14 protein-coding genes and 2 pseudogenes are annotated in these 18,112 nt (G+C 60.4%); 8 read left to right on the forward strand and 8 right to left on the reverse strand.

Features of this window, described 5'->3' with window-relative positions; genetic code table 11:
- Nucleotides 1–193: 193 nt before the first annotated feature.
- The gene (locus GR328_RS19345; RefSeq protein ID WP_160886708.1) at nucleotides 194–1,372 is read left to right on the forward strand and encodes a glycosyltransferase; all 1,179 of its coding nucleotides are present in this window, start codon (nucleotides 194–196) and stop codon (nucleotides 1,370–1,372) included.
- Between the two features lie 194 nt (nucleotides 1,373–1,566).
- Nucleotides 1,567–3,003, forward strand: coding sequence for a lipopolysaccharide biosynthesis protein (locus GR328_RS19350; RefSeq protein ID WP_281352014.1), 1,437 nt, complete (start codon nucleotides 1,567–1,569; stop codon nucleotides 3,001–3,003).
- A 574-nt stretch (nucleotides 3,004–3,577) separates the two neighbouring features.
- Here GR328_RS19350 and GR328_RS19355 read toward each other — a convergent pair.
- The 5 genes and pseudogenes from GR328_RS19355 to GR328_RS19375 form a co-directional block, all read right to left on the reverse strand.
- Nucleotides 3,578–4,513, reverse strand: a pseudogene (locus GR328_RS19355) (2-hydroxyacid dehydrogenase).
- The gene (locus tag GR328_RS19360) at nucleotides 4,510–4,863 is read right to left on the reverse strand and encodes a cupin domain-containing protein (protein ID WP_160886712.1); all 354 of its coding nucleotides are present in this window, start codon (nucleotides 4,861–4,863) and stop codon (nucleotides 4,510–4,512) included. Before GR328_RS19360 ends, GR328_RS19355 begins: the two are co-directional and overlap by 4 nt.
- Before the next feature lie 468 nt (nucleotides 4,864–5,331).
- Nucleotides 5,332–6,228 carry an ABC transporter permease gene (locus GR328_RS19365; protein WP_160886714.1) on the reverse strand — a complete coding sequence of 299 codons (897 nt, stop codon included), beginning with the start codon at nucleotides 6,226–6,228 and terminating at the stop codon, nucleotides 5,332–5,334.
- A complete protein-coding gene (locus GR328_RS19370) occupies nucleotides 6,225–7,181 on the reverse strand; it encodes an ABC transporter permease subunit (RefSeq protein ID WP_160886716.1) in 957 nt (318 codons plus the stop codon). The genes GR328_RS19365 and GR328_RS19370 overlap by 4 nt, the downstream gene beginning before the upstream one ends.
- Nucleotides 7,182–7,213: 32 nt before the next feature.
- Nucleotides 7,214–8,875, reverse strand: coding sequence for a peptide ABC transporter substrate-binding protein (locus GR328_RS19375; protein ID WP_246215978.1), 1,662 nt, complete (start codon nucleotides 8,873–8,875; stop codon nucleotides 7,214–7,216).
- A gap of 341 nt (nucleotides 8,876–9,216) precedes the next feature.
- Here GR328_RS19375 and GR328_RS19380 point away from each other — a divergent pair, with 341 nt between their 5' ends.
- From GR328_RS19380 to GR328_RS19395, 4 genes are all read left to right on the forward strand, one after another.
- Complete coding sequence (locus GR328_RS19380; RefSeq protein WP_160886720.1) at nucleotides 9,217–9,930, forward strand: cupin domain-containing protein; 714 nt, start codon at nucleotides 9,217–9,219, stop codon at nucleotides 9,928–9,930.
- 100 nt (nucleotides 9,931–10,030) lie between these two features.
- Nucleotides 10,031–10,375, forward strand: a complete 345-nt coding sequence (locus GR328_RS19385; protein WP_160886722.1) for a RidA family protein — start codon at nucleotides 10,031–10,033, stop codon at nucleotides 10,373–10,375.
- Nucleotides 10,376–10,460: 85 nt separating this feature from the next.
- Nucleotides 10,461–11,897 (forward strand): NAD(P)/FAD-dependent oxidoreductase, encoded by a 1,437-nt coding sequence (locus GR328_RS19390; protein ID WP_160886724.1) that lies wholly within the window; start codon nucleotides 10,461–10,463, stop codon nucleotides 11,895–11,897.
- Nucleotides 11,898–11,945: 48 nt separating this feature from the next.
- The gene (locus tag GR328_RS19395; protein ID WP_160886726.1) at nucleotides 11,946–13,772 is read left to right on the forward strand and encodes an ABC transporter ATP-binding protein; all 1,827 of its coding nucleotides are present in this window, start codon (nucleotides 11,946–11,948) and stop codon (nucleotides 13,770–13,772) included.
- A gap of 275 nt (nucleotides 13,773–14,047) precedes the next feature.
- On the opposite strand, the pseudogene GR328_RS26705 reads toward GR328_RS19395, so the two are convergent.
- Nucleotides 14,048–14,580 (reverse strand): annotated as a pseudogene (locus tag GR328_RS26705) (IS6 family transposase); the annotation flags it as partial.
- Nucleotides 14,581–14,599: 19 nt separating this feature from the next.
- Here GR328_RS26705 and GR328_RS28615 point away from each other — a divergent pair.
- Nucleotides 14,600–14,791 (forward strand): hypothetical protein, encoded by a 192-nt coding sequence (locus tag GR328_RS28615; protein ID WP_160886730.1) that lies wholly within the window; start codon nucleotides 14,600–14,602, stop codon nucleotides 14,789–14,791.
- A 282-nt stretch (nucleotides 14,792–15,073) separates the two neighbouring features.
- On the opposite strand, the gene GR328_RS19410 is transcribed toward GR328_RS28615, so the two are convergent.
- Nucleotides 15,074–15,376 (reverse strand): DUF6894 family protein, encoded by a 303-nt coding sequence (locus GR328_RS19410; RefSeq protein WP_160886732.1) that lies wholly within the window; start codon nucleotides 15,374–15,376, stop codon nucleotides 15,074–15,076.
- Between the two features lie 249 nt (nucleotides 15,377–15,625).
- On the opposite strand from GR328_RS19410, the gene GR328_RS19415 reads away from it, so the two are divergent.
- Nucleotides 15,626–17,302 carry a methyl-accepting chemotaxis protein gene (locus tag GR328_RS19415; RefSeq protein ID WP_160886734.1) on the forward strand — a complete coding sequence of 559 codons (1,677 nt, stop codon included), beginning with the start codon at nucleotides 15,626–15,628 and terminating at the stop codon, nucleotides 17,300–17,302.
- A gap of 112 nt (nucleotides 17,303–17,414) precedes the next feature.
- Here GR328_RS19415 and GR328_RS27560 read toward each other — a convergent pair whose 3' ends face one another.
- On the reverse strand, nucleotides 17,415–18,101 hold the full coding sequence (locus GR328_RS27560; protein ID WP_246215988.1) for a hypothetical protein: 687 nt from the start codon (nucleotides 18,099–18,101) through the stop codon (nucleotides 17,415–17,417).
- Nucleotides 18,102–18,112 lie beyond the last annotated feature (11 nt).

The raw sequence follows: 18,112 nt of genomic DNA on the forward strand, positions 1-18,112 counted from the left end.
GAAGCTGTGCTGGAGAACCGATTATCATAGATGCTTCGGCAAAGAACCTGTCCGTCAGAGATCAAGCAGGCCACTAATTTAGCGCCAGTCTCTCCGACACCCTCCGCCCGATCAACCAGCCGATTCCACAAGTCTGTGCTATCATCTTCTGATTCAAGGTTAGCCTACCCGCCAATACGGAGATGCCGCCGACATGGCCGACGATGCACGAGCCTTCAGGATTCTCTTCGTCATCAACTCCCTTGAAGGTGGTGGAGCTGAGCGGGTGATGTGTATGGTGGCAGCCGCGGTAGCGGGCGCCGACAAGCACTGGAAGGTTACCCTCGCGACTCTCGATCAGGCACGTGACAGCTATGCGCTTTCCGAAAGCGTGACCCGCATCCGACTGAATGCAGGAGGAAGCCTGTTATGGGGCATGATCGCCCTTCGCGGTCTGGTTCGTCGGGAACGTCCAGATGTCATCGTTAGCTTTCTGACGCGGTCGAACTGTGCCGCGATTGCCTGTTCACAGCTGGCGGGCATTCCATGCGTCATCAGCGAACGCGTCCACACCACAAGTCACCTTTCGTCCGGCCGGGGCCGTCGTTTGAAGAAAGCTCTGATCAGGTGCCTTTACCCCTATGCGGATCGGATCGTCACCGTCTCCCAAGGCATCAGGGACGATCTCGTCGAACATTACGGCGTGGCTGCCACACAGGTAGTGACGATCCACAATCCCGTCGATGCCGAGCTGATTAGACGCGCGGCTCAGGCCCCTCCTTCGATCGATCTTCCTCATGACTTCATCGTGGCGATCGGGCGCCTCGTTGCGAACAAGAATTTTTCGATGCTTCTACGCTCGTATGCGGCTGCGAATATCGGTAGCTCGCTCGTAATCCTCGGAGAGGGAGCCGAGCGTTCCAGGCTTGAGACCCTCGCGTCTGAGCTGGGAGTGTCCGATAAGGTCCACTTACCAGGTTTCGTGGCAAATCCCCACGCAGTCCTCGAGCGCGCCCAGTTCTATGTGTCACCGTCTAACGCGGAAGGCTTTCCGAATGCTATGATCGAGGCGATGTGCATCGGACTGCCTGTCGTGTCGACCGATTGCGATTCCGGTCCATCCGAGATCCTTCGTGGAGAGGCTGGAGCGCCGAAGGTCGCTGAGATGACGAAGGCCAAGTTCGGCATACTGGTTCCGCCTGACGACGAGCACGCCATGAGCGCCGCGCTTCAGGCTATGAGCGAGGCCCACAATCACAGGTACTTCGCTGCCGCGGCCCGGAGGCGCGCGCACGACTTCTCCCTTGACAACAGTCTAACGGAGTATCGATCCGTGATTAGTTCAAGCCTTTCAGCTCCTACGCCCAGCAGGCAGCCGGTGGGGGCATTTTGACGCTCCTACAGGTGCCGGAACAAACTTCGGATGCGTCGCAGCTTGTGAACCGGGCCGCATCAGGATCTGGCCGATTGCCTAGCAGGAGCGCCTGAAGTCATCGCGCCGTCGTCGCATGCGCTTCTCAGGAAGCGCATTTCGTCTCAGGTAGTTGGATGAGCAAAAGAGTTTCAGCCGCAAGAGCCGTAGTCTTCATGGGGGCAGCTCAGGCTTGCAGATTGATCATTACTTTCATCACTGCCCCGATCCTCGGCAGGTTGCTACATCCGTCCGACTTCGGCCTAATCGCGACCTCGGCGCCGATCATCGGGTTTGTAACTATGATACAGAATCTGGGTCTGACCCAGGCGATCATTCAACGCCGGACAATCACGAAAGGGCAAACCAACACGCTGTTCTGGCTTTCCCTGCTTCTCAGTCTCACGTTCGCCACAGGTCTATTTGTTCTAGCTCCCTCGCTGGCGCGCTATTTTCAGGAACCGCGTTTGATTGCCGTTATCTGGGTCGGGGCAGCGCTCACCGTTGTTTCCGTCATTGGCGAGCAGCCTATGGCGCTCCTGACCCGCAACCTTCGTTTCAGGCTTCTGGCCGTCATTGACATTATCGGCATCATCGTTGGCGCCGCCCTTGGGGTGGCGATCGCCTGGTACACACGCAGCTACTGGGCTTTGCTGGTGCCGCTGGCGTGTACCCGGTTCCTGAATTTGATTGTTGCGGCCTTTGCGGCCCGGTGGTTCCCGGGGAGACCAGTTTGGGACGAAGCCGCGCGGCAGATGATCGGCTTCGGCGCTGGCTTGTCAATGTTCAATATCTTGAACTTCCTCGCGCGCAGCGCAGACAATCTGATGATTGCCAAAGCCCATGGCTCTGTTGCACTCGGATTCTATGATCGGGCCTATAGGCTTATGTTGCTGCCGCTCACGCAAGCGACTTGGCCATTGAGTCGGATCATGACACCAATTCTTTCGAGGCTGCAGGGCGACCCGGAGGAGTATCGCATCACCTATATCAGTAGCGTGAGCCTCCTGATGCTTGCAGTGCAACCAGGTCTATTGTGTGCAGTGATATACTCCGATGCAACTGTCGCTCTGCTCCTCGGAAGCAAATGGGCAGAGGCGGCGCCTATGTTCGCCTGCCTGGGTTTCGCTGGTCTCCACCAGACATTCACGTCGACGACCGGCTGGTTGTTCATAAGCCAAGGAAGGATGCGGGACCTCAGTATCGTCGGCCTTGTGAGTTCGACATCGACGATCGCTTCGTTTGCCGTCGGTCTGCCCTGGGGACCTCTTGGCGTCGCCGTCTCCTATGTCATCAGCGATTATGCGCTACGACTTCCCTTTATCTGGTACATGACGGGACGGGCGGGCTACGTCGGGGTCGGCGATATATACAGAACGGTAGGTCCCCATGCCTGCGGACTCCTGATGAGCGCATCTGCGTTGGTTCTGATCAAGGCCTCCCTACATGCCCCGTCGCTCATCGAGCTGGGAGGAATTCTCGCGGTCACTTACGCGATCAACTCCGCCATCCTGATCATGTTCAGGTCCAAGCGGCGCCTAATTCTTCAAGTGCTGAAGGTGGCATGCCGAAGTGTGATGCTGCACCGGACATCCAGAAAGGGACGATTTTAGTGCAGGAAGGCTTTGTCGCACGGATCGGATTATGGCCAGAGAATCCGACGATTGAGGAAGATTAGACGGTGCGGCTGCTCGCGCATGCGAGCCTAACGCTGAGCGCCAGACGTGGCGCTCATCTCGAACGTCGGCGCGCGGCATTCCGCGAAGCTTGAACCCTTTATAGGTGAATCCGCGCCGGCACAGAGACCGCGAGAGGATGGCGGAGGCGGCGATGGTTCCATACTCGCCCGTCAGCCGAGCTGCGAGTTCGGGCATGGTAATGCCTGGATTGATTTCGACGGTTCGAATGAGAAACACGTAAGGCGAAAGGCGTCTGCGTCTAGGCGGCGGCTCTGGCGGGCCGGTGTGGGCGTGCCGGGCTGCCGCTGGCGCTGCAGCAGCGTGAAGGGGAAACCTCGCTCGCCCCGAAGTGGCTGGCCGCAGCCCAGCAGGAGTAGCCGGCCTCCACAGATACCGCCACACGTAGCCGCAGATCGAAAGCGTATCTCTGGGTTGTGATACACCTCTGGCCCAAAAGAGAATCACCCCTGCGCCCGGGAGGAAAGCCCTTCCGTTTCCATCCGATACCTTAGTAGCCCCGCGTGCGGTCGACGAAGCCAATGAGAGCCTCGCCAGCATCATGTCGACGAATGTTCTCCAAAACGAGTTCAACCGCCGCTTCAGGCCTCGTCATGCTGGCGACATGGGGCGTCAGTAGGATCTGTGGGTGTTCCCAGAAAGGATGATCCACCGGCAGGGGCTCTGCCTCGCAGACGTCGAGCACGGCGGCCGAGAGTTGTCCTCCCTCCAAGGCCTGCAGAAGATCCTGCTCAACCAAATGGGCGCCCCGGCCGACATTGACGAGTGCGGCGCCACGAGGGAGCTGTGCGAACAGATCGTGCGCGAGAATGCCCCATGTCGCGTCTTTCAAGGGCAGCAGGCACACCAGAATGTCAGTTCGAGCGAGAAACGCCGACAACGTTCCGGGTCCGGCGAATGTATCAACGCCGTCGACCTGCCCCCCGGATCGGTTCCAGGCCGCCAGTGGAAAACCGAAGGGACGGAGCTGCGGCAGGACTGCCTAGCCGAGCATTCCGAGGCCCATGACCCCGACCCTGCGCCGCGAGGCTGGCGTCAACCGTATCTCTCGCCAGATCTTCTGGCGCTGGTGGTTGATGTAGGCAGGCAGATCCCGATGCAACGAGAGCACCGCCAGGGTCACATACTCCGCCATGCTCCCGGCAATGCCAGGCTCCGTCATCCGGACGACTGGCAGCTGCTCCGGCAGCGCGGACAGGTCAAACTGATCGATGCCGGCCCCAACGGAAATCAGGATCTCCAGGTTGGGAAAGGTCTTCGGAATGCCACTTGGCGGCATCCACGCCGCTAGATAACGGACCTCCTCCCGCGGCCCGGTTTCCGGCCAAATATGAAACGGGATGTCCGGTGCGTGACGTGCGAACAGGCTTGCCCACTCCCTCCCACGCGCCGGATCGGCTTTATAGACGAAACTCGTGGCACTCAGTCTCGCGTAACCCAGAGCTTGCGGGTGGTTTCGATCACGCGCCACGTGCCCTCGAAGCCCGGCTTCATCACGAATGTATCACCTGCTTGGACACGCACGGCCGGCTTGCCATCTTCAATCAACTCGGAAACGCCGGACAGGATCGAGCAGAACTCCCAGGTGTCCCCTTTGATCGATCGGTAGGCGCCGGGCGTAGCCTCCCACACCCCTGCACTGACGCGGCCGTCCGCAGTCGTCTCGATGTCCCAAGTCTTGAACCGGGGATCGCCCTCCACCAGCCGCCCGGGAAGAGGTTTTCCGTCACGGGCTTCGCCAAGATTCTCCAGATTGAAAAATGTGAGATTCGTCATGCTTTATCCTTTGTGTTGATAAGGAAGTGAATACAGCTGAGCTGATGTCTTGTCCGCTCTGCCAGACGATCCTGCAGGTTCAGTCATGCTAAGACGGCAGGCATGAACCACGCCTCGTCGTTGCGCAACGGAACGGCAGCAGGCGGACTTCTTTCCGGCCCATCGCGCTCACCCGACGCTCGAGCCGCGCGCGATAGTCGGCTGCATGCCGGATGCCATTCCACGAAGAACTCCGGGCCACCGTGTCGCGGCTAGTGGCGACATGGCCATACCAGCTTTGCGTGATCTCGACCGCTGAGAATTCAGGGAACAAGACAACGATCGTGCCTGAGGAGCTTCGGTCAACCATTCCGAGTCTCTGGCAATGATGCCGTTCGATCCGCCGAACGGGATCCGCCTGCCATGCCAAGACGGGCGATGGAGTTGGCAAGGTTGACTCGCTTATCCTCAACCCCATCCTATCTGCAATCACCGCGCGTCTAACCGCGGATCCAGCGCATCGCGCAAGCCATCGCCAACAAAGTTAAAGCTCGTCACCGCAAGCGTAATGGCTGCCCCAGGCAGAATGGCCAACCAGGGAGCGCTGGTGAGATAACTTTGCGCATTCTCAAGCATGTTGCCCCAGCTCGGCGTCGGTGGCTGAATGCCGTATCCAAGGAAGCTGATGTAGCTTTCAGCCAGAATGGCATGGGCTACATTGAGCGTCGCGGCGACCACGATTGGGGCAATCGCATTCGGTAGCAGCTCCCGGAACATGATACGCGTGTTGCTCGCGCCCATCGACATCGCGGCAACAGCGAAATCACGCGTGCGGAGCGATCGGATCTGACCTTCGACGACGCGCGCCACCTCCATCCATGACGTCATGGCGATCAGGAGAATGATCGAGGGCACGGACGGTTCGATCAAAGCGGAGACTGCAAGCAGCAGGAAGATCGATGGAAAGCAGAGCATAGCATCGACGAAGCGCATTAGCGCCGTGCCAATCGCTCGCTGGTAGAATCCCGCGATAAGACCAACGCAGATGCCGATCGCCATGCTGACGGCCATGGCCGAGAACCCGACCGAAAGCGAGATGCGGCCCGCCATCAGAAGGCGGGCGAGAATGTCGCGCCCGAGTGGATCTGTACCGAGGATGTGAGAGCCAGAGAAAGGCGGCGCGAAGCGCTGGCGGATGTCGATGTGCGTATCGTTGTACGGCAGCAGCATCGGCCCGAGAACGCAGGCGATCACCATGACAATGATCGTCGCCGCGCCGAATACCGCGAGCTTGTGACGCCAGAAGCGGCGCATGGCGGGGCTGCTCCAGCGCGATCGCGGCGCGGAGGCAAGCGTCTGTGCCGGAGACGGGTTGGCAGCGTTCATTGCCCATACCTTTCGATACGCGGATCGGCGATGCCGTAGAGGACGTCGGCGATCAGACTCCCGAGGAGGACCAGGATCGCTGTGAGCATGAGGATTCCCATGACTGTCGGATAGTCCCGGTAATTGATGGAATCGAGGAACAGCCTTCCCATTCCCGGCCATGTGAAGACGGTTTCGGTAACAAGGGCTCCGCTCAACAGCGTCGGCACGTGGAGTCCTGTGATCGTGATCATCGGCAACAGGGCGTTGCGCAGGGCATGTCTGACGAGGATGTAGCGCTCGGGCAAGCCCTTGGCTCTCGCCGTGCGGATATAGTCCTGGTTGATCACTTCCAGCATGGACGAGCGCATGTACCGGCTCCAAACAGCCGTGCTGACAAGGGCGAGCACAATGCAGGGGCCGATCAGGTGATGCAGCCGGTTCAGGAAGGAGCCGTCGCCGACCGTAAAACGGTTGCCGGCGGGCAGCCAACCGAGCCCCACGGAAAAGACATAGATGATCACGAGTCCGAACCAGAAGGTCGGAATGGACAGGGCGATCATCGCGCCAATCGTCGCAAGACTGTCGAACAGCGAATAACGCCTGACAGCTCCGAGAATGCCGATCCAGGCCCCCAGCAGCATCGCGAGCAGGGTGGAGCTGAGCATCAGCTCCAGGGTGGGGCCGATATGCGCTGCGATAATCGTTAGGACGGGTTGCTGGTCGCGATAGGAGACGCCCCAATCGCCGCCGAGGAGTCGTCGGAGCCACTCGACATACTGCACCGGCAGGGGTCGATCAAGCCCGAGTTGGGCCGACAATCGGTCGAGATCGGCTTGGGTCATGTCGCCGCTTGCCGCAAACTGCGAAAGCGGACCACCGGGTGCCAGATGCAGAATCGCAAATCCGATCATCGACACGATGAAAAGCAGCACGACGGCCTGCAGCAGGCGACGAATGAGAAAGCCACTCACGCGATGACGCTCCTAACGCGACCAGACGGGGATCAGCGGGCCCAGTACCAGGTGCCCATGTTCCAGGCATTCTGGCGCTGGTTGATGTTGGGGCGATAACCGATCAGGCCCTCTTTGATCCCTTCGAGAGGCGCATACTGGAACAGCGGCAGGATCGGCAGCTCTTCGCGGACGATTTCCTGGACCTTGAAATAGATCTCCTTCCGCTTCTCCTGATTGAAGGTGATTTGCCCTTCCTTCATCAGTTTGTCCGCTTCGGCGTTGACCCACTGCATGTAGTTCCCGCCGCTCCCGCCCTTAACGGGAATCGCATCGCTTGCGAAACGTGGTGCGGGATCCGGATCGACGCCGGTTCGGAAGGCCGTTCCGACCAGCAGAGCCTGGAACTGCGACCGAACATAAAAGTCGCCCCAGATGACGGCGCCAGGCATGTTGTTGATTTTAATGGCGACGCCGATCTGCTGCCAATCCTGCATCATCAACTGCTGGCACTGCTCGCGCAGCGCGTTGCCGGTTGTCGTGGACAGGTCGAACTCGAGGCGGTTTCCGTTCTTCTCACGGATACCGCGCCCGCCACGCTTCCATCCTGCCTCGTCCAGAAGCTGGTTGGCCTTTGCGAGATCGTATTCGTGCTTCGGCAGGTCGGGATTGTACGCCCACGATTCGCGAGGCGAGTAGGATTCCGTGGGCTTTGGCACACCGTAATAAAGAGCGTCAACGATCGCCTCCTTGTTGATGGAGGCGTACAGAGCCTGCCGCACCGCCTTTTCAGCGAAGGCGGGGTGTTCGAGGTTGGGCATGATGACCTCGATATTTCCGCTCGGAGCCACCGCAACCTTCCGGCCGGGGAGCTTCGTGGCCTCGTCGTAGTAGTTCGCGGGAATTCCGGAAATGGGGACGAAATCGACCTGCCCGGTCCTGAACTGCGCATAGAGCGCTGTCATGTCAGGAATGTATTTGAGGACAACCCCTTCAAGATAAGGCCCGTCGCCATGATACCGCTCATTGGCGACGAGCGTGATGCTGTCTCCGGGGCGGCGCTCGCTCCAGCGGAACGGGCCGGTTCCGATGGGGCTGCCATTGAAGGCTGCCGTGTTCGGATCATCCGCCTTGGAGAGAATATGCTTGGGCACGATTTGGGTGTTGGCGAGCTGGGCGAGGTAGGGCGCGAATGCCCGCTCCATTCGCCAGGAGATCTCGTGCGGTCCCTTGACGACGATATCGCGAACAAGATCATGCCCGACGCGCGTGCGGCTTTTGAAGCCTGGCGCCATGATCAGCTCGAGAGAATACTTGACGTCTTCCGCCGTGAAGGGCGTGCCGTCGTGCCAGACCACGCCTTCCCGAAGCTTCACCGTCCATACGAGGCCTCCCTCGGCAATTCCGCCATTCTCCTCGCTCGGCAGGGCAACGGCGAGATCCGGCACGAACGTGCCATCAGGGTGGGCCATCCAGAGGCAAGAGAACACGCTGGTCCAGACAACCTCGTCGACCTCGACGCCCGGCATCAGGGGATTGAACGACTTCGGCTCCTGAGACAGGCCGACGACCACCTGACCCCGACGCTCCTTGGGCGGCGGCGGAACAGCGGCGCCCGACTGGGCTCTAGCCCCAAACCCGATCGACGCGGCAATTCCAGCAGCGCTCAGGCTCAGAAAATCTCGCCGGCGCATGGCCGGAAGAGCCGATCCCATCCCATTCCTCCACTTCGATCGATCTGACATGCTGTTTCTCCATTCCCTTGTTGTTGGTTCTGTTGCGAGCCAGTGCTTCAGCAGATCCCCTGAAGCAGATTGCGAGGCAGGACGCGGCGACCATGACCGCGCCGGAAGGATATTCGCGCTTGGGCATGAGCACCTGGCCTCCACGCGCTTCTGTTTCGCCTGGAGATGAGGCGCGCCCGCACCGACGCGATGAACAATCAATTCATTATAATACACGTCACGTCAAGATCGTGATGAGGATAGACTGACACGACAACCGCTCCCCGCCCCTGCCAATCCGCGCCGCGGCGGGCAATCTCTGCTGATAGTAAGTGAAAATTATCAAAAATCCGGCCACAGGCGATTGCGCGGCGCCACGGTTGGAAGTATGGCTCATGTTCAATATATTGGATTTGCGAACCATGCCATTGACCGCTAAGCCCAGACCCGGTTCGGACTTTGAAGCCGAACTTCCCGACGACCAATCGCAGGGGATCGGACGAAGGTTGCGCAGGCTGCGCACTGAAAGAAAGCTCACGATCGCCGAACTCGCCGCCAAGGCCGGAGTCTCTTCAGGCATCATCAGTCAAATCGAACGCGGCGCGTCGAGCCCTTCGATCAGCACCCTGGTGAAGATAAACTCGGCTCTCGGCGTCAATCTCTGGCAATTCTTTGAGGATGCGCCGAGCCCCTCGTCCGATAAGCTGCATTTCGTGCGCCGCAAGGATAATCGCCCCCGCATCGTGGCCGGAAAGATGCACCTGACCAAGGAGCTCCTCTCCCCCAGCAGCAGCGAAAATCTTCGCTTCATGATTCTGACGCTGCCCCCGGGAGCGGAAAGCGAAGAGATGCTGAGCGGGCCAGGCGACAAGGGCGGCTATGTCATGTCGGGGCGGGTCGAACTGACTGTTGGAAACGAAGTCGCCGAGCTTTTCGAAGGCGACAGCTTCCAATTCAAGAGCACGCTCCCGCACAAGCTGGAGAACCGCCACGACGCCGAAGCAAAGCTGATCTGGATCATCAACATCCAGGATAAGCACCTTTAAGGCAACCGCTCACGACGTGCCGAAGCCCGGCAGGTTTCCATAGGAATGTCGCCGCAGGTTCGCGGTTGCATAAGCCGATTTCAACTGGAGTAATCACCGAATGATCGAGCGTCACGAAAACACCGGCCGCCTCAGCAAGGCCCTGGTCGCAAATGGTTTCGTATTTCTATCTGGACTCACCGCGAAAGACCGCAGCGGCGGCGTCCGCGAACAGACGGCCGATATTCTTGCGCAGATCGACCATTACCTTGCGCTCGCGGGAACCGATAAGACCCGATTGGTCACCGGCAATGTCTGGCTGAAGGATATCACCACGTTCAACGAAATGAATGAGGCCTGGGAAGCTTGGGTCGACCCGAAATGCCCGCCCGCTCGCGCCACCGTCGAGGCCCGGCTCGCGCACGATGCCATTCTCGTCGAGATTCAGGTTCAAGGCCTTGTCTGATCCATGAGAGCGCCCGCAGCGTCGGCTGCGGGGGCTCTCATCCCTGCGAAACGACTTTTCCAACTTCAGTCCAGCTAGGTGTTGCATGCTCACTGATCACCGCGTTCCGAGCGTCAAGCCGTGCGATCCCTCCTGGTGGTTCGCGGATGCGATGCAAGCGGAGAAAGGCACTCCGCCGTCACCCTCCCTTTCCGGCGAGACGGCTGCGGATGTCGCGATCGTCGGCGGCGGGTTCACCGGATTGTGGACGGCGCTCGCGCTCAAGGAGCGCGCGCCGGACCTCTCGGTGGCTCTGATCGAAGCCTCCCTATGCGGATCGGGCGCGAGCGGCAAGAACGGCGGCAAAGTCCATGGTTATTGGTCGGCGCTCGCGGGCATGGAAGCCAATATCGGAGCCGATGGCGCTCTGGCCGTTGCACGCGCCGGAACACGGGCGCAGGACGCCATCCGTCGCTTCGCAACAGCTCCGGGCCGTGACGTGTGGTGGCGGGAGGCAGGCAATGTGCGCGTGTCGGCTTCAGCCGGGCAGGATGCAAAGATTTCGAACTATATCACGACCGCGAAACGGCTTGGGGTTCCGGATACGGTTTACGCACTCTCGCCGGCGGAAGTCGCCCAGCGCTGCAAGTCGCCGGCCTTCCGCGGCGGCATTTTCCTTCCGGAGGGTGCGAATGTCCACCCTGCCCGGCTAGCGCGCGCTCTGCGCAAAGCGGTGATCGATGCTGGGGTCGCCGTCTACGAAAATACACCCATGACGGGCCTTGATGTTGGCACGCCGAATCGCGTGCGGACGCCGAACGGCCAGATCATTGCCCGCGAGGTCGTGCTGGCGACAAATATCGAGCTTGCGCGCCGCTCCGACGTGAAGCCTCATGTCACCGTGTTCTCGAGCTTCGCCTTGATGACGGAGCCTGCACCGCATGCCCTCGACGAAGCCGGATGGCACGGTGACGAAGGGCTCGCCGACTTGAGGATGTTCGTCCACTATTTCCGCAAGACGCGCGACGGGCGGATTCTCATGGGCTCGGGCTCCGGCCCGATCAGTTACAACGGCAGCACTTCCGATCCCGGTCTGACCCAGGACACTGCCTCGGCCGCCCGCGCCGAGAGGGCGCTTCGCCGATTGCTGCCGACCTTCGCCAATGTTCCCGTGGCGAAGAGCTGGGGTGGTGGCATCGACATCTCTGCCGACCGCTTGCCGTTCTTCCGGACGGTACCTGGAACGCGCGTCCATTACGGCTGCGGCTATTCCGGCCACGGCGTGAATCCGACCTATATGGGTGGTCAGTGTCTGGCGTCGCTCGTCCTTGGGGTCAAGGACGAATGGTCAACGCTCCCCCTGTGCACGCGCGATGTTCCCTCCCTGCCGCCGGAGCCGTTCCGGACCATCGGTGGACGCTTCGTCCGCTGGGGGATCATCGGTTCCGAGGAGGCCGACGAGCAGGGAACCAAGGCCGGCCTGCTGATGCAGGCCGCAGCCGCCATCCCGCGGGTATTTGGACTGCGTATCGGCACGCGCTAGCGCATCGTTCGGCCCTGCCGGGCTGATGAAGCAGACCGAGAGGACACCATGAGCCAGCCGATCCTTTCTGTGAGCAACCTGACCACGGCGTTCCGTGTCGACGGCGTTTGGAAGCCGGTCGTCCGCAACGTCTCGTTCGACGTTGCTGAGAGGGAAACTCTCGCGGTGGTCGGCGAATCGGGTTCAGGCAAGAGCGTAACCGCGCTCTCGATCATGCAGTTGACCCCGCCGAACAACAGCAGGATCGACGGCAGCATCAAACTGGTTGATCGGGAGCTCCTGACGTTGTCGAACGCAGACATGCGCGAGATCAGAGGCAACGAGATCGCCATGATCTTCCAGGAGCCGATGACCTCGCTCAACCCAGTGCTGACCGTCGGCTTCCAAATTGCCGAGGCGCTCATCCTGCACCGCGGCCTCTCAAGGTCACAGGCCGAGGCCGAGACTGTCAGGCTGCTTGAGAAAGTTCGCATTCCCGCAGCGAAGTCCCGTTTTCATGACTATCCGCATCGCTTCTCCGGCGGCATGCGGCAGCGCGTGATGATCGCGCTTGCGCTGGCCTGCAAGCCGAAGCTTCTGATAGCGGACGAGCCGACGACCGCGCTCGACGTGACCATTCAGGCGCAGATTCTCCAGCTGATCAAAGATCTGCAGAAGGAAGAGGGCATGGCTGTCCTCTTCATCACTCACGACATGGGCGTTGTGGCAGAGATCGCGGATCGCACCGTCGTGATGTATAATGGGGAATCCGTCGAGAGCGGAAGCACCGCTGATATCTTCACACGGGCGAAGCACCCCTATACACGCTCGCTCCTCTCGGCCGTGCCGAAGCTTGGCTCCATGGAGGGTCGCGGACGGCCCATGCGCTTTCCGGTTGTCGACAAACTCACAGGCTTGTCGGATGTTCCGGAAGAAACACCGGATACGGTCGCGGCCACCGAGCAGCCCGTGCTGGAAGTATCCAACCTGACCACCCGTTTCGAGATTCGGTCCGGCCTGTTCGGCAAAGTCAAGGGCAGGGTCCATGCGGTCGAGAACGTCTCGTTCAGCCTGAGGCGTGGCGAGACGCTGGCACTCGTCGGCGAATCCGGCTGCGGCAAGTCGACGACAGGCCGCTCGATCATGCGATTGCAGCGTCCCATGAGCGGTTCGGTGCTGCTTGAGGGTGAGGATCTGCTCCAATTGGATTCGCGATCCCTGCGTGAACGCCGAAAGCGCATTCAGATGATCTTCCAGGATCCGTTCGCAAGCCTCAATCCGCGGATCAACGTCGGTGATGCGATCGCCGCGCCGCTTCTCATCAATGGGCTCGCCAGCCGCTCCCAGGCTGGTGAGAAGGTCGCCGAGCTCCTGCATCATGTTGGCTTGTCGGCAGACATGGCCTACCGTTTCCCACACGAGTTCTCCGGCGGCCAGCGGCAACGCGTCTGCATCGCACGTGCTCTCGCCTTGGAACCCAGCATCATCGTCGCCGACGAGTCGGTATCGGCTCTCGACGTCTCGGTAAAGGCGCAGGTCGTCAATCTTATGCTGGACCTGCAGGCGCGGATGAAGCTCGCCTACCTCTTCATTTCGCATGACATGGCGGTGGTCGAACGGGTCAGTCACCGCGTGGCGGTGATGTATCTCGGTGAGATCGTCGAAATCGGCCCCCGTGAGGCGATTTTCGGCAATCCACAGCATCCTTATACCAAGCGGCTGCTCGAAGCCGTGCCGATCGCCGATCCAACGCGGCGGCACATGAAAGGCGCCATCTCGAATTCCGAGATCCGCAGCCCTGTACGGCCGCCGGATTTCGTGCCTCCGACCCGGCAGTTCCGGGAAGTTTCACCGGGACATTCGGTCATGGTGTGGGGTCAGGAGTGGGCGTTCTAGCGGGGTCGCCTTCTGTGGGACCTGGCACAGAGCCAGATCATGATGGGGTGAACGCCTAGCGCATGGATGGTCTATGCGAGCATGTCGTATGGTCCCATGAGGTCGGCTAGAGCCAGTGGGGGCTCTCGTGCCTGCTCAACCGGCTCAACGGGCCACGACAGAAGGCCCGGTCCTCGCACCCGAAGTGCAATCCGGCCGCGCAGGCGGCGTTGGAAAGGTTCTGTCGCAAATCCAAACCTGAGACGACGAGCTACGGGCATCCCCTTCAACATTCGTGCGGCGAGTAGATCGAACTGCTTCGCGAGTGATGGCTGCAGACCGCAGGCATGCTTCGCCCGTCCTTTGCGCATCATGTGAACCATCTCGGTCCCACGAGCGCGTGCCATCGACTTAAACCCGAGCATAGTTCGATCTTGCCGTCGGTCTGTCGTATCGCACGATTGGATCGCTTCCGGGTTCGTTTGACTGCCGTCGATGACGATCCGCTCGGACCGGCGATGCGGCTTGAGGGCTTGGCTCAGGAACCGTTAGGCCGCAGCCGGATTTCGGTGCTCGCTGAATCAGAACTCGACGGTGTCGCCATTGCTGTCGAAGGCCCGGAGCGGTACATCCACCACCCGCGGACTCTGACATGGGTTTCATCCACATGCCACCGGCTGGCAGCGGATCCCTTCCGGCGATTGAGCCGCTCCAGCAGCAGCGGCTCATACTGGACAGTTCGGCGATCGGTTGTCGCATGATCAATCGGGATGCCGCGCTCCGCCATCATCTGCTCCAAATTCCGGACGCTGAGATTGTAAACCAGGTATCACCGGGCGCGGAGCAGGATGACTGATTATCAAAATATCTTCCTTGATCACGGCAATGCACTGTTCCCGGCACATTTAGTCCGATCCATCTCGGCGGAGATGGTTCTGAACGAACTGGGTCGCGGGCGCTTTCGCAGCTTCAGCGCAGGAAGTCAGCCGGACGAGAACATCAATCCCCATTCGCTCAATGTCCAGCCCCCCGGGTCATGACACGCGGTCGTTAAAACCTAAGAGTTGGGACGTTTTCATTCGGCCGGATGCTCCCCGGATGTCCTTCGTCATATCGGTCTGCGGTGACGCGGCCGACGAGCCCTGCCCGATCATCCGATCACCGCGCACCGGAGTATTCCAGATCCCAAAGCAACAAATGGCTCGCGAATGCAAATCACGCCCGCCTTCGACAATATCTACCGGATGTTCGGGCAACGCATTGGTCTTCTCTTGGCATTGCCATCGGAGGCGCTCGACAAGCCAGGTCTGCCCAGCATGAGTTCAAGCAATGCACGTTTCCACGTTGCCCTCGAACCAGACAGCCTGATCGACCTCATCATGAAATAGAGGTCGCGCTTCCGACACAGCCGCCTCCGCCAGGGAGACGCTGCACACGAGCGTGCCGCTGCTATCATGGACTTCAAGCCGCCAGGGAAGCGTGCTGCGCGCCATCCAGCTTTCCAGCAGGCATCGCGCATCCTCAATGGCGTGCCGCCGGGCTGCAGCAGGGCAGCTCAACGTAAATCCTGTAGGATCGAGATACAAACGACGTCCGTCAGTGATATGGAAGTAGTAGCGCTGCATGCCGACTGTCTAGAAGGATTATTTGACGCCCTGATGACAAGAGAAACATCATAAGGAGCCTGCAGAGTTTTGCGCCGTCACAGCGCAGTGAAACGGCAAGAGCAGCCGGGCGCCGCCGCTGCAACAGTCCGGTATTATGGGGCATCAGGCCACTCATTGTTGGAAATAAATTGCTAGACGGCTAGGTTTAACTTCCAGGTAGGATGTTTTACGGCACAAGCCCGGCGAACACCTATTGGAGCATGAATCATGCTATTCAGCTTGCGTCACAAGTTGGCTGCCGTTGTTGGCTTGGTCGGGCTTACGGCCTTTGGTCTTGCCGGGTTTACCTGGGCGCAGATGGATCGTGAGCACGAGCGGACCATGGCCATCGAGGCTGCCTGGAATGGGGCATTGCAGGCCCAGACTCTCGCCCGCGCCATCGAGCATGCTGTCGTGGCGTCTCACGCGGTCTACACGGCCGAGGACAAAGAGGACGCAAAGCTGAAGTTTCAGTCCCTCGCTGCGGCGCTGGAGGAGATCGAGCGGATCAGGGAACCATTCATGTCGTGGCTGGCCGCAAGCGCTCCTGAAAAGAAGCAGCTTCTCTCAGGCCGCCTGCAGGAGTTCCTGGCCTATCAGCGGGATACCGCCGAACTTGGCATGAATGTTTCCCCCAAAGCTGCGCTGATTCAAGCCACGGATGAGGCGACGATCAAAAGCCGCGAGATGATGGTCAAGGCGATCATGCAACTCGGCGACGAGACCAAGCGCTCGCTCGAGAGCTTTCGGGCGTCGGCCGATGAGGCGCGCCGGCAGGCGAAGCTCGTTTTGATCAGCCTGTCTTTCGGCAGTATCGTTCTGGCCCTGATCGCCGCCCACCTGATTGCCACGGTCCAGATCCAGCGCCCTCTCCAAAGCCTGCAGCGCGTCATGGCTGCGCTGGCAGATCACGACCTTGATGTCACGGTCCCGTTCCTGACGCGCCGGGACGAGATCGGCTCGATGGCCTCATCCATTGCGACTTTCAAGCAAGCCCTGCGCGACAAGCACGCCAGCGATCAGAAGGCTGCCATCAGTATGGCCGAAAGCGTCGAGCGCGGAGCCCGCCTCGAGCGCAATGCTGCCGCGTTCGAGCACCGCGTGCGCCAGGTGACCGAGGATCTCGCCCGATCTGCTGGGCAGATGGGTCAGGTTGCCCGCTCCATGAGAGACATTGCGCAGACCACAACGGATCAGGTCATGAGTGTTGGCGCTGGAGCGGAGCATGCTTCCGCCGAGGTCAAGTCAACGGAGCATGCGACCAAAGCCCTGTCCGATTCCGCCCGCAGCATCGACGAGCAGGTCAAAGGCGCTGTCACCATTGCGGCATGCGCTCTCTCCGAACTCTCCAGCACTGACATGACGGCTCGCTCTCTGACCGATGCGACAAACGAAATCGGCTCCGTCGTCGAACTCATCGCCAAGATCGCCGCTCAGACCAATCTCCTGGCTCTCAATGCCACCATTGAAGCCGCCAGGGCTGGTGCCTCGGGCCGAGGCTTTGCCGTTGTTGCTCATGAGGTGAAAGCGCTAGCAAGCCAGACCAGCAGGGCGACGGACCAGATCTCGGACCAGATCCGCGCCATCAAGAGCGCAGCCGACGCGACCGTGGAGGCAATTGCCAGAATTGGGCAGACGATCCGGGACATCAGCTCCATTGCGAACGTTATCGCGGCCGCAGCGGACGAACAACAGGAAGCCACACGGCAGATCGCCGAGAGCATTATAGGCACCGTCTCCGCTACTCAGGACATGGCAAGGGGGATTGCGTCGGTGCAAGCGGCCGCGACATCGAGTGGAGCCACGGCAGAGCAAGTTCTGGAGGTTTCCAACCACCTTGCTGGCATCTCCCGCGAGCTCGACAGCGAGATCAATGAGTTCCTGTCCCGCGTGCGAGCTGCATGATCGCTTCCCGGAACTCCTGTCGCTTGAGCAAGCGCCCGCGCGACGGGATTAACTATCTGAAATTATGGCCCAACCATTGTCATGGAACTGACACACAACGGGCTTACCCGACTCAGCGAAAGCTGAATAGTGCCCTGCGCCCTTCCGGGTCGGGCGGGCCATTCGAAGGGCAGAAATCTTGCTTGGGTTGAGTAGAGGCACAGGTCCGCTCGGATTGCCAAGTGACCTTCGGGACACCGTCTCCCAAACCAGAAGTGGATCGGGGCGACCTTCCCAGCACGCGATCTCTGTGGAGACCGACGGGGCCGACGGTGTAACCGCCCTCCAGCAGCGCTGGTACGCCCTGCAGACGGGACATGGAAGCCTGCCCTCCTACGAGGACATGGTCCTTGGCGGGCTCGGCCGCCACGCCGACAACACCGCCCTCGTGGCGACAAGCGGCCATGAGCCCTTGGCCATCCTCTGGGGCGGCACTCGCTTCGAGCGTTGGCTCGGCCAAGAGATTCAGAGCCTTGAGGTTGAGAGGCTGTCGGCCGACATCGCGCATGGGATTCGCGAGATCACTCAAAACGCTCTTCAATCCCGGACCCCGGCGGCAACCCACTGTATTCGCGCCCGCCAGGGCACTATCGAGAGCACGGGCCTTCTTGCACTTCCCCTCGCAAACCGGCAGGGCGTTCCGTTCGTCCTGCTCTGCATCGATGGAGTGACCTCGCGCCTGGACCTTGTCGACGCCATCTTCCGCGCCACCAATCAGGGTATGCTGGCCCTCAGTGCCGTTCGCGATGATGAGGGACATGTATCCGATTT

Source organism: Microvirga makkahensis (genome assembly GCF_009830105.1).
Lineage (GTDB): Bacteria > Pseudomonadota > Alphaproteobacteria > Rhizobiales > Beijerinckiaceae > Microvirga > Microvirga makkahensis.